3 protein-coding genes are annotated in these 12,096 nt (G+C 42.3%); all 3 read left to right on the top strand.

Features of this window, described 5'->3' with window-relative positions; all coding sequences use genetic code 11:
• Positions 1 to 219 precede the first annotated feature (219 nt).
• Positions 220 to 4,980, top strand: coding sequence for an S-layer homology domain-containing protein (locus ABXR35_RS24005; RefSeq protein ID WP_367064605.1), 4,761 nt, complete (start codon positions 220 to 222; stop codon positions 4,978 to 4,980).
• 103 nt (positions 4,981 to 5,083) lie between these two features.
• Positions 5,084 to 9,658, top strand: a complete 4,575-nt coding sequence (locus ABXR35_RS24010; protein WP_367064606.1) for an OmpL47-type beta-barrel domain-containing protein — start codon at positions 5,084 to 5,086, stop codon at positions 9,656 to 9,658.
• A 50-nt stretch (positions 9,659 to 9,708) separates the two neighbouring features.
• Positions 9,709 to 12,096, top strand: a 2,388-nt coding sequence (locus ABXR35_RS24015) for a pre-toxin TG domain-containing protein (RefSeq protein ID WP_367064607.1), incomplete at its 3' end; no start/stop codon positions are given.

A 12,096-nucleotide genomic window follows, 5' to 3' on the forward strand; every position in this document is an offset into this window, starting at 1 on the left:
AAATGAATGCAAAGAAGAGGAATCAGTGGCAAATGGAAGGATTCCAAGATCAGATGATCGATGCGTATCATCATACGTTTTCGTTGCAAGATGGAGACGTAGCATTTTACCATGCTGGACAGTCCAGTAAAGATGATTTTGGTGCACAGGCGCCTCATTAATAGCTTTGAAGATATAAGATAGTTTTTCATTTTCATAAAGTAAGAGGTGAATCGATAGATGAGAAAGCAAGTGAATATGTTGCTTATAGCAAGCTTGGTTGCGAGTATGATGAATATGATTCCAGCTTCCAAAGTGAGTGCCGCTACAGTGACTGCTAGCTTTACAAAAGTGCAAGCCAATAGCAATTCTGCTTATTTAGATTTTTCGGTGATTATGCCGGATAGCGAGATACTATATAGTACCAATTTTGAGTCCAATCAATTTTCCACGTATTACGGAGGTAGCGGTAGTAACGGTAACCAATCTTATGTAAGTACTGATAAAGGAACATCATTACAGGTCGTAGATACCATTACGCAAAGAAAGGGAAATGCTTATGGTTATCCTGACACATCAAACGATTTGAGTATGGCACGAACGTCGATTTCTAGCCTTCAACAAGGTACGCGTCTCCAAGCACAGTATGATATGCGGGCGTTGTCTGGTACAAATAATCAAAGTGCCATCACTTTTACAGATATACGTGGGAAAAGAGGAATAGAGCTACTGGATAATAGTGGGCGAGTCGTTCGTTTTAAAAATGTGATGCCGGTTATTGTGGGGTCATCTGCAGGTACTCCCAAATCTTTTTCCGTATATGTAGATGGTGCAGCATCACCTAATTTTCCTGATAATTCAATTGTTACTGTATTAAGTTCAGCAAATACAGACTGGCATTGGGGAGCAGCTTATTATCGTTATCAAGCTTCAACACAATCTATGATATTGGATTCATCTAATAGCGCCTTCTGGTATACAACAATTGGAGCTTCGGGCATGACAAGTAATGGAGATTATACCTTTCAGCCAGGAGAAGCTGTAAGAACGTTCCCCTATGGTGATTTTGGTACTGGTTTATCAAATGTCGATGTTAATCCCAACTGGATAACATATAGTCGCAGTTTGGATGTGCCTGCGGATACAACTCAGTACGATTTAGGGAAATACGGTGCCAATTTAAGTTTCAGTTGGAAAACTAACGGTGTTTTACAGCTTGATAATTTTAAAATTGGTTATGCCCAAAAAGCTATTCTGTATCGTGATGGAGCGCAAGTTTATTCGGGGTATGATTCATCGTATACAGATAATGGTGCGATAGACAAAAGCAAGCCAGGAGCCATTTCCAATCTAGCATACACCTTTAACAAAGATAAAAAGACTGTTACCTTGGGATGGGATTCTGCTATTGATCAGGGAACCGATTATATCTATACCATTCAAGGACAGTTACGAGACGGAACCGTCGGAAGTGTACAGGATCCGAGAACAGTAACTATTAAATCTGGGATTAGAGGATATATCGTTCAACAAGACAGTAATGCCTCTGCGATTATAGAGAGTGGTCAAATAGTTCCAAATACGGACGGTTCTCCAACAAAATACACATTTACGCCAGCGTATGGAAAAAAATATATTCACGTAGCAGCTTTGGATAATAACAATAATATTGGGCCTACGCAGACGATCATGTTGACCGACTCCGATCAGCCGCAAATCAGTTTGAAACCATCTACAACTGCGGTAACACGTTATGGAGTCACAGTTACGGCAAATGCTATGGATGCTACCACATGGATTAGTCAAATCCATTTGCCTACAGGTGAGACAGTGAATAGCGATACTGCATCTTTCGTAGCGGAGCAAAATGGAGACTATACGGTTACATCAACAGACTTTCTGGGAAACGTTGGTCAAAAAACAATCAAAATATCCAATATTGATCAGGTGCCTCCAGTGGTTACGATAAATCCGAATCGAGTTGCTTGGCAGCCTAATGATATTCCAATTGAAGTAAAAGTAGCAGACAATTTTCCGCTTGTTGGTTTGTCACTTCAATATATTATGACGAACAGTTCAAGCCTCCCAGATGGTTCGGCATCTTGGATTACGACACAAGACAATCCAATACAAGTGCAGTTGCCTAAAGAAAAAGAGGGAGAATGGTATCTTCATGTAAGAGCAGTGGATGAAGCCGGCAATGAAGTATTACAAACTTCTGGTGTATACCAGATCAAAGCTCTACCCAAACCAGTTCATACAGAAGATATTCAGGTTACCTCTCCATCTGCAGATAGTCTCAAATTTATCTTGCCCGAACAATCAGATGTGGGCTATGCCATCGAAGTGGATGGTAAAACAGTAAATCTGGCGCCAGGACATTCTACTACAATTATAAATGGTTTGGAATCGGGGACGAACCATACGGTTACGATTACACCAGTCAACGCATCGGGTAACGGAGAGCCTACGATAATTCATGCCATGACAAGGCCTGCTGAGGCTCAAATTGCCAAAGTAGAACCGTCCTCTGATATGGAAGGTCGCGTTACGGCATCTGTATATGCCGTGAATGGGGCAATCCAGTATCAGTACACCTTGCTTGATATGGATGGTAATACAATCGAAACCCGCTCAAGCAGCGATACACAGCAAGATTTTGATGTAAAGCCCAATCAGCGATACGAATTACAGGTCACTGCTGGCAACAATGCTGGAGCAGGCTTGAAAGCTTCACGTATCTTTTTAACTGTTCCATCCTTAACAGGTCTAGCAGTAACGGAAATCACGGAACATTCAGCTTCCCTGCAATGGGATTCTGTAACTGGTGATACGTATTATGAATTGCAACGTGACCATAGTTTGAAAGTACGAATAGATCATCCTGATCATACAGTATCGCAAGATACATACGGTACCTTGGAAGGTGTTACAGCATTCGTAGATACTGAACTGCAGTCAGGAACAGAGTATGAATATAGAGTAAATGCGAATAATGCATCGGGGAGCAGTGTACAACGCAATGTTACGGTTCAAACGCTTCCGACAAAGCCTTCGCTTGCGGCAAGATCTATCTCTACTGAAGGATTTCTACTGAATATTACTCCGGTGAAGAGCGCAGAATCTTATGATATCTATCAGGACGGTATATTTTTGCAAAGAATATCCGATACGCAATTGCAAATCTCTAATTTGTTGGCAGGTAGACCATACAGCTATCAGATTGCTGCGAGAAATCGTTCCGGTTTGAGCGCTTACCAGCGTTTAGATGTTTTGACAAAGCCAGAACGTGTTGCACAACCCGTTCTTAGTAACTATACCGTATCGGGTGTAACCATAAGCTTTCCAAGTCAACCCGGTGTTGAACGGTGGATTGTTAAAAATGATTATCACCAGTATGAAAGCTCAAGTTCTACATTTGATATTAACGGATTGGAACCGGGCAAAACGTATACATTTACAATCTATACAGAAAATGAATCAGGAGTTTCCGAAGCACAATCTCTTCTGGTTACCACCCTTCCGGGCAAGCTACAGGGTGCAGCTATTCGCGAAGTGACAGAAAATGATGTAACTATTGTTTGGCAAAAGCTAGAGGGTGCTGTGAGCTATGAGATTCATTCCAATCAAGGCTCCATCCAAGTAGAAGGTACAGAAGTCAAACTGCCAACTCCAGGTCCAGGTATACAGACAGGCTATACTATTACTCCGATTGGTAAAACAGGTACAAGTCCAACTACTGTGACATTAATGGTTATTGGATCTCCAAGACCACAGCGCTCGCTGGAGCAAGTTGTGAGTGTAACGGATATCACCTACCATGATGCTGTATTATCGTGGGTCCCTTTTGATGGTGCAGAGACCTATATTGTATACAATGGGGAACGTGAAATTGGTCGTACAACAGCCACGCAATTTGTATTAAATGATTTGAACAGCATAACTCGCTATAACGACATATATATGATTGCGGAAAATAGAGAAGGGCGAAGAAGTAGTCGTTACGCTGTTGATTTTATGACATTACCGGATGATCGATTTTTAACTGAAGTGAGCGATGTGTCTGCTTCAAAAGCTAAATTTACTTTTGCTGGTGTTATTGGAAATGCCACTCGTATTATCGAATTGCAGGATCAAAAGGGATGGTATGAAGTATACCGCGGTACTGAAGATAATGTGCTTATTCAGCAATTATCTAGCGATCGACGATATGCTTACCGCATTTGGTTGGAAAATGAGCAAGGTGGTAAATCACGTGTGATTTTAGGCTCATTCAAAACAAAGGAAAAGCAGAGTGAAAAAGAACACCTGTCGTCGGTTCCAACGATATTACCACAAAAAGAAGATCTTCCAGATCAGGCTACAGATCAAATATCTGCCTCTGATCCAGATGCAAATCCGTCTAATAAACCACAGATCGAGTTTGACGATATTGATCGCAGCTTTGCCAAAGAATCAATTATTCGACTCGCGAATATGGGAATTATACAGGGTATTGGTGAAAGGGAGTTTGCTCCGCAGCGTGGAACAACCAGAGCCGAATTCATGTCCATGATTGTTAGACTTATTTTGTCTAAGGACCAGATAAATGCAGCTCAGGCGAAATCACTGACGTTTAAAGATGCCAGTGACACAAACTGGTACGCGAAAGAACTAAAGGCAGCTGTTTATTACCATATTGCAGAAGGCTACAGCCATGATCTGTTTAAACCTAATGAATTTATTAATCGGGAACAGGCTGTTAAGATGCTTAGTGCGGCTTTAACTCCATTGCATGGACAGACTATGGAGGCAAGCGAGCATTACTATACAGACAACGAACAGGTTTCAGAGTGGGCTAAAGAAAATGTAAATGAGCTTACAGTCACTCGTATTATTGAAGGATACAAAGATCAATCTTTCCGCCCCCAATCTATTTTGACAAGAGCAGAATGCGTATTAATGCTGAATCGAGTGATGGACCAAGGCTGGACTCAAAATCCTTTATCGAACATCTCGTAGTAAATATCACAAATGAATATCTGATTTAAACCTATCGATTGATCTAGAAAGAAAGAATCAATCGATAGGTAACAGGAAATGCAGAAAGGAGGTCAAGCAAATAGTGATCTTCAACATAAAACAATATCTATCTACATTCTTGGCACGAATCATAATTATTGCGTTGCTGCTTATGTTGGTTAATCCCCATATGAGCCACGCAGCTGTTGGTAATACGACCCTTACACCCTCAGGGAGTAAATATAATAGTAATGAGTGGCTCAACACCACTAGTCCAGTAGCTGGAGGCTCCACGGTGAATGCTTCTATACCTATATGGATGGCTAAATCCTCCAATCCATATGTTACAGCTGGAATGACATTTAGAGCACAATTGTATGGTGAGCTTAAAGATGGATCAGGAAGTGCATGGGGAGCACTCTCAAGTCAACAGCTTGGACCTTATCAAGTTTATGGATGGAATCGTTCGTATCAAACCCTTGAGTTTACATTAGATGCAAGTCGCTTTAAAACGATAAGTCGAGTTGTGCTTTCATATAGCAAGTCTGGTGATACGTATGTAGGATATGAATTAGATCCGGCAAAAACGGCGACAATGACTGTCAATGATACTCAGGCGCCAACTTCTCCTTCGATTACATTAACAAGTAATGGATGGAATCAAAGCCAAACATTTACGATCGGAAATAGTACGGATAATACGGAGGTAAAGGGGTACTTTTACCAAATCAACAATGGGGATATTGTTTCATATAATTCTCCTGTTGTTTTGAGCAATTCAGGTATTTACACTATAACAGCATATGCTGAGGATATCACAGGCTTGCGAAGTTCAACGTCATCAGTAACTGCTTATGTAGATCATACACCACCCGACGTGCCTACCATTCGGGGAGTAACCGATTCGTATACTAATGCTGCTGAGGTGCAAGTCAGTATTGACCATGGAAGTGATGCCCATTCTGGAGTCAATCGAACAGAGTACGCGTTATCCGGTGCCACAACGAATGATTGGACATCCGGAACATCGCTTTCTATTGTCAATGAAGGTATAACGAATATAGTAGCTCGCACAATAGATAATGTAGGTAATATTAGCTCACAAGCAACTGGAAAGGTTTATATTGATCGATCTGCACCAGTCGTAAGCTTAGTAGAAAAAAAGCAGAATGCTATGTCGGCAATCATACAATTATCAGCCACAGATTCCTTGTCGGGTATTAGCAAAATACAAATGCCTGATGGTTCTATCATAGCAGCTAATCAGGCAAATTATACGGTAACTAAAAATGGGAATTATACATTTACGGTCATCGATAATGCGAATAATGCTATCACTAAAAGTATTGAAATTACAGATCTGGATGCGACTGCTCCTCAACTGATTTTGCAAAAATCATCCGATTCATGGACTTCTAAAGTAACGATCTCGGCTTTAGCAGAAGACACTGAAAGTGGAGTGAGTTATATACGTTTACCGGATAACAGCTTGCAAACAGGGGCAAATGCTACTTTTGACGCTACTAAAAACGGTACGTATACCTTTACAGCAGTTGATCGCGCCAATAATGAAATAAGTCAGACCATTGCAATCAACAATATCGATGATCAATCACCAACGTTTTCGATCTCGCAAAATGGTGCAGATTGGACGAATAAAGATATCGATGTAACCTTTTCTTTTTCAGATCAGGAAATGGGATTGGATTCTGATCGTTTGTACTATACATGGACAAATTCACCGAAAGAACCAGACTCTTGGGAATCAGCAGCTATCAATAATCACCTTACGCTCGCTACAGAGGGAATATGGTACTTGCATGCTAAGGGATATGATAAAGCTAACAATTCTGTTGTTTTTACATCCCATCCTTATCGCATACAGCATATTCCAGCAGCACCAGAACTGAATGTAATTGGAAAGGCGACAGACAAGACACTGGTTTCTTGGAATCTTCCTGCTGGCAATATAGAAACTGATGGCTTGAGATATGTGATAGAGAATAAAACAACGGGAAGTACTTGGTCGGTAAACTATCCAGTTAACGAGTTGTCGGATACCTCTTTGATTGAAGGATCAGAGTATGAATATGTCATTACAGCTTACAATCATGTGGGCAATAGTACTGGAACTCATTCTGTCAAAGGTTTTACATTGCCGGGAAAAACGGTGCATGCCAATGTATATTCGATCGACAGTGATTATGAACATGCACTTGTTCGTATACAAGCTGTGAAATCAGCTATAGGTTATCGCATTACATCTACCAATTTAACTACACAACAGGTTGATGATGATATTACGGTGACTGGAAACACATACGAACAAATTAGCCATTTACAGCCTTATACATGGTATGACATCGCAATCAGAGCCATAAATAGCTCCGGTGAAGGAGATGCTTATCATGTGAGTTTTCTATCTTTACCAGACCGAGTGTCTGGATTTACAAGTGCCGTTGTTTATGAACATGCGATTGGTCTGACATGGAATTCTGTAACACAAAATGTATATAATCCGACAGTTACAGAAGATACCTATTATAAATTGTTACAAAACGATCAGACTAGAATTTACGAAGGTAAAGCTGTGCAGTTCGAAAATACAGGTTTACAGTCAGGAACTCCATACAGCTATAGTATTGCAGCAAGTAACCGAACAGGAAGTGGTAGTCTATCCTATTTAAATGATGTATGGACCTTACCAGAAGGAGTAAGCAATGTAAGGCAACATTCTGCGACTACAGAAGATATTGTTCTGCAATGGAATGCACCACGAGGTGTATCAGGATATCGAGCAGTTATTGATGATACTTATACAATTATGATTCACTCACCAGTCAATAGGTATACATTTCAAGGATTTGAAGCAGGTACTGTTCACAAGATTGAAATTAGTCCATTTAATAAATCGGGTTATGGCCAATCGATAAGTACAATGGGGATGACATTACCAGATCAACCACTTCAAACAGATGCTGAAGTTACGGAGATTTCAGAGAACTCGATTACATTGTCGATACGCCAAATTCGGGGTGCAACTAGGTACAGTATTCAAATGAATGGAAACGAATATATTGTTAATGCTGGCACTACCATTATATCTAATCTAAAAGGCGGAACAGTTTATGATTTTAGCGTGAGAGCTGGTAATATGGCGGGTTGGGGAACAGCATTTACCGGAGAAGCTTTAACTTTGCCCGTTGCTCCTACTAGTTATCATGTCATAAATTCATCCTCGAATTCCGTTCATTTGGGTTGGGAGAAGGTAAGAAGTGCCGATTATTATCAAATCTACTCTTCTAATAATCATCTTATCCAAACCGTGACCAAACCAGAAGCTATCTTCAATGGCTTAACTCCGGGGGGATTTGAAACATTCAAGTTTAAAGCCATCAATCGTTCCGGTACAGGTAGAGCATCTGATTTCTCATGGAGAAATTTGCCGGGATTTGAAAAAGAATCTGAAATGGATTGGAGTGCCTTGGTTTCTATAAATGCAGTGGATACTCATCATATATCTATATCATGGGAACCAGTACACGGCGCAGATTACTACAATATAGTAAATAACGAAGGGCAAAAGATCATTCAGACAACGGATTGTCGATCGGTTATCTCTGGTCTACCTAGCGCAAGTATGATTACTGGTTACACCGTCGTGCCAGTCAATTCGGCAGGTAATGGTAGAGCGCTTTTAGTGCCGGATACAATGACAAAACCAGATGCGACGTTCTCAGTATCCTATGAGAGCACTAGATCAACAGTTACCCTTCATATTGCACATGATTTGACACAGGAGCAGTTTGTAATTGAACGACAAGGTCAGGAAATATACAGAGGTACTTCGGAAGGATTTCAACAATATACACAGGAGCATTTGCAATCGGGTTCAGAATATACTTTCCATATCTGGACAGAAAATAAATATGGAGAACAATCAGCGGTTGTACAAATCGTAACCAAAACTAAAAATGAGCATGAAGCAAGTAGTGATGAGCAACTTGCGGATCAATCTTCTATTTTGCCAGAGCCATCCATCGAGCCTAAAAAGGATGAAGATAAAGAACATAAGCATAATGAAGAAACACGACCGATTACTGCAACTTCATTCATCGATATTGATAAAAGCTTTGCAAAAGAAGCCATTACGCGATTGCAAACACTCGGTATTGTGGAAGGAATGACAGAAGAGAAATTCATGCCGCAAGATGGCACGACACGTATACAGTTTTTGGCAATGTTGACTCGTTTGGTATTGCCAAATGATCAGATTCAGGATGCCCAAAATACAGCTTTGACTTTTGTTGATACTGATTCATCTGCTTGGTATATTCCTACATTAAAAGCAGCGGTTCGAGCAGGAATTGCGCAAGGATATGATAAGGATTTCTTCAAGCCCGATCAACTTATTAATCGAGAGCAAGCAGCGAAAATGCTCAGTGGAGCACTGTCTAATCTTTTATCGCAGCAGTCCATTTCTACGGCAAATTACACAGATAATGATCATGTTTCGGAATGGGCAAAAAAAGATGTGAATACTTTAACTGGTACACAAATTCTTGAGGGGTATCCAGACCAATCATTCAAACCGCAAGCTAGCCTAACGCGTGCTGAAAGTGCACTTATGATTGACCGGGCAATCCAAACAGGGATGATCAAAGTGCCTTCAAAATGAAAAAAGTAGTAGCTCGCAATAGAGAAGATTGCTAAAAGGGGAAAACATAGATGAAACTGGAAGTCGGATTAGACAGCCTGACACAAGCTTCTCGCAGTCTGGATCGCGCGGCGCGGGAAGTGGAGGAGTTAAAGCAAGAGCTGGATCAGGCGAAGAATAGTCTGAGTTCCAAAACACGGAATACCGGCAGTGTAGAAAGTACATTTAACCGTATCCATCGGCAATTGGATGAGATGCAGCAGCAGCTGGAACAGATGTCCCAGCTGGTGAGCCGTAAGCGTGATGAATACGAGGAAGCCGACCGGAATGGCGAAGACATCGATGTCGGCAAAATGTTTAGCTTTGCGCTAGCAGCGGCAAGTTTGGTCCTCGATTTTGTTCCATTTGTGGGTAATGTCAAAGGGATTATCGAAGCAGTGACTGGTCGCGACCTGTTAACTGGCGAAAAACTGGAAGCATGGGAGCGGGTATTGGGCGTCATGGGACCCCTAGGTAAAGGGGTCAGCAAAGCAGTCAAAGTTGCCAAGTATGCGGACGAAGTGGTCAACGTGGTCGGGGAAGCGACCCGCCATGCCGACGATGTGACTGAAGCCGTATCATCGGCGACGCGAAATGCAGATAATTTGGCAGGCAGTGTCAGTGCCACGAGCAAGGGGAAAACGGTCACGCAGGCAGCGGAAAACGGAGCCGATGACTTCGGCAGTGCCGGCAGCAAAACAAGCAGCAAAGCCGGCAATAGCGCAGAGCATGCAGAGCGAAGTTCAGAAGGCATGGATGCAGCTCCCTCGTCAACAAAGCGCAGCATTGTGGATAGTGAATCTGCTCCTTACCATAATGAAACGGTCAATGCTACGGATCATCATTCTGTGGCATCTGATGCAACCATAGCAGCAGTTACGGGTGCAAGCGCTCTGGCGGCTACCGGAAAAGTTAGTAAGACAATGAATGCTGCTGATACATCCGCAGAAGCAACCAAAGTAACCAAAAATTTGGAGCATACTTCGGATGTCAGCAAAAAGATGGCCAATACGGAAAAGTCTGTACAAGCTCAGGATGTTACAAAATCCAATATTAAAAGTTGTGCGGTAGATCCAATTCATATGGCAACCGGGCATCAGTTTATCGACCACGATGCCTTATCATTATATGGTGCTGCGGTTTGGCCTTTCCGAATGTTGTATCATTCCGGAAGATTGCAACAGGGAGCATTGGGCAAAGCTTGGACCCATAACTATGTAGTACGTCTAGAAATAGAGGATGCAGCAGAGCAGCAACAACCGGCACAAGAACAATCGGAAAATCAACGGACATTCAAACAAGATATACAGCCGTCATGGATTACGGTTCATTATACGGAAGGACGACGCAGCGTCTTTCATTTGCAGCCATCCGGTGTGTACCGCAGCAAGGATCTGGATGTCCGGCAGGATGAACTGCAATCGACCGAGCAAGGATATGTTTTAACAAGCAGACAACCAAGGGAAGTACATACCTTTGATTCAGAAGGTCGTTTGATTCGAGTAACAAATGCAGAGCAATTATCACTAGAATTAACCTATGATGACGAAGGGTTGCTGACTCATTTAACAGATGAAATTACCCGTCGCCAGTTTACGTTGACGTACGATGAACAGCATCGTGTTACCTCTGTACGCGATGCTGGTCGTGTCATCCGGATGGAGTACGACGATCGCGGATGCTTTGTTCGTTTTACAGATGCGACCGGTATAGAAACTAAGTTCACCAATGATGAATATGGACGGTTAATCTCGTTAACTCAAGATGGAATAACCAAGTTCACCAATACATTTGACGATCAGCATCGTATTATTGGTCAAAGTGATGCTAGCGGTCATATGTCTTGGTTGCATTATGATTTGGATAGTCGTCCAGGTCAAATTGTGACTATCTTGATCAATCGTTTGGGCGATCAGCGAATGGTTGTACACAATGAACAACTGCAGTTGTTGGAAGTTCAGGAAGAGGACGCACATCGGACAAGCTATACGTACCATGAAAATGGTCAGCAGGCGAGCGTAACCAATGCCCTCGGTGAGACGATTCGGTATGAATATGATGAGCACGGTCAACTGATCCGTGAGATCGATCCACTGGAGCATGTTACCGAGTACAGCTACACACCGGATCATTTGCTGTCTCAGATTGTGGATGCCGAAGGTAGTGTGACGGAATATCGTTACGATGAGGTTGGTCGCCAGACAGCCGTCGTTCGCCCGGATGGAAGTTCTGCCTATTGGAGCTACACCGATTCCGGTCAAGTGGAGCAGTATACTGACTTCAATGGCGGCATCTCCCGCTATGACTATGATACGCAGGGCAATCTGCGTGCGTATACCGATGCTGCGGGTCGAACCACCCAAGTCCAACTGGATGACGTGGGGCGGATTACTACGCTGGAAGATGCAGCAGGCGGGGTC

Source organism: Paenibacillus sp. JQZ6Y-1 (assembly GCF_040719145.1).
GTDB classification, from domain to species: Bacteria; Bacillota; Bacilli; order Paenibacillales; family Paenibacillaceae; genus Saccharibacillus; species Saccharibacillus kandeliae.

Coding starts and splice junctions, on each gene's coding strand:
- ABXR35_RS24005 (WP_367064605.1), top strand. CDS start 220: ATGAGAAAGCAAGTGAATATGTTGCTTATAGCAAGCTTGGTTGCGAGT.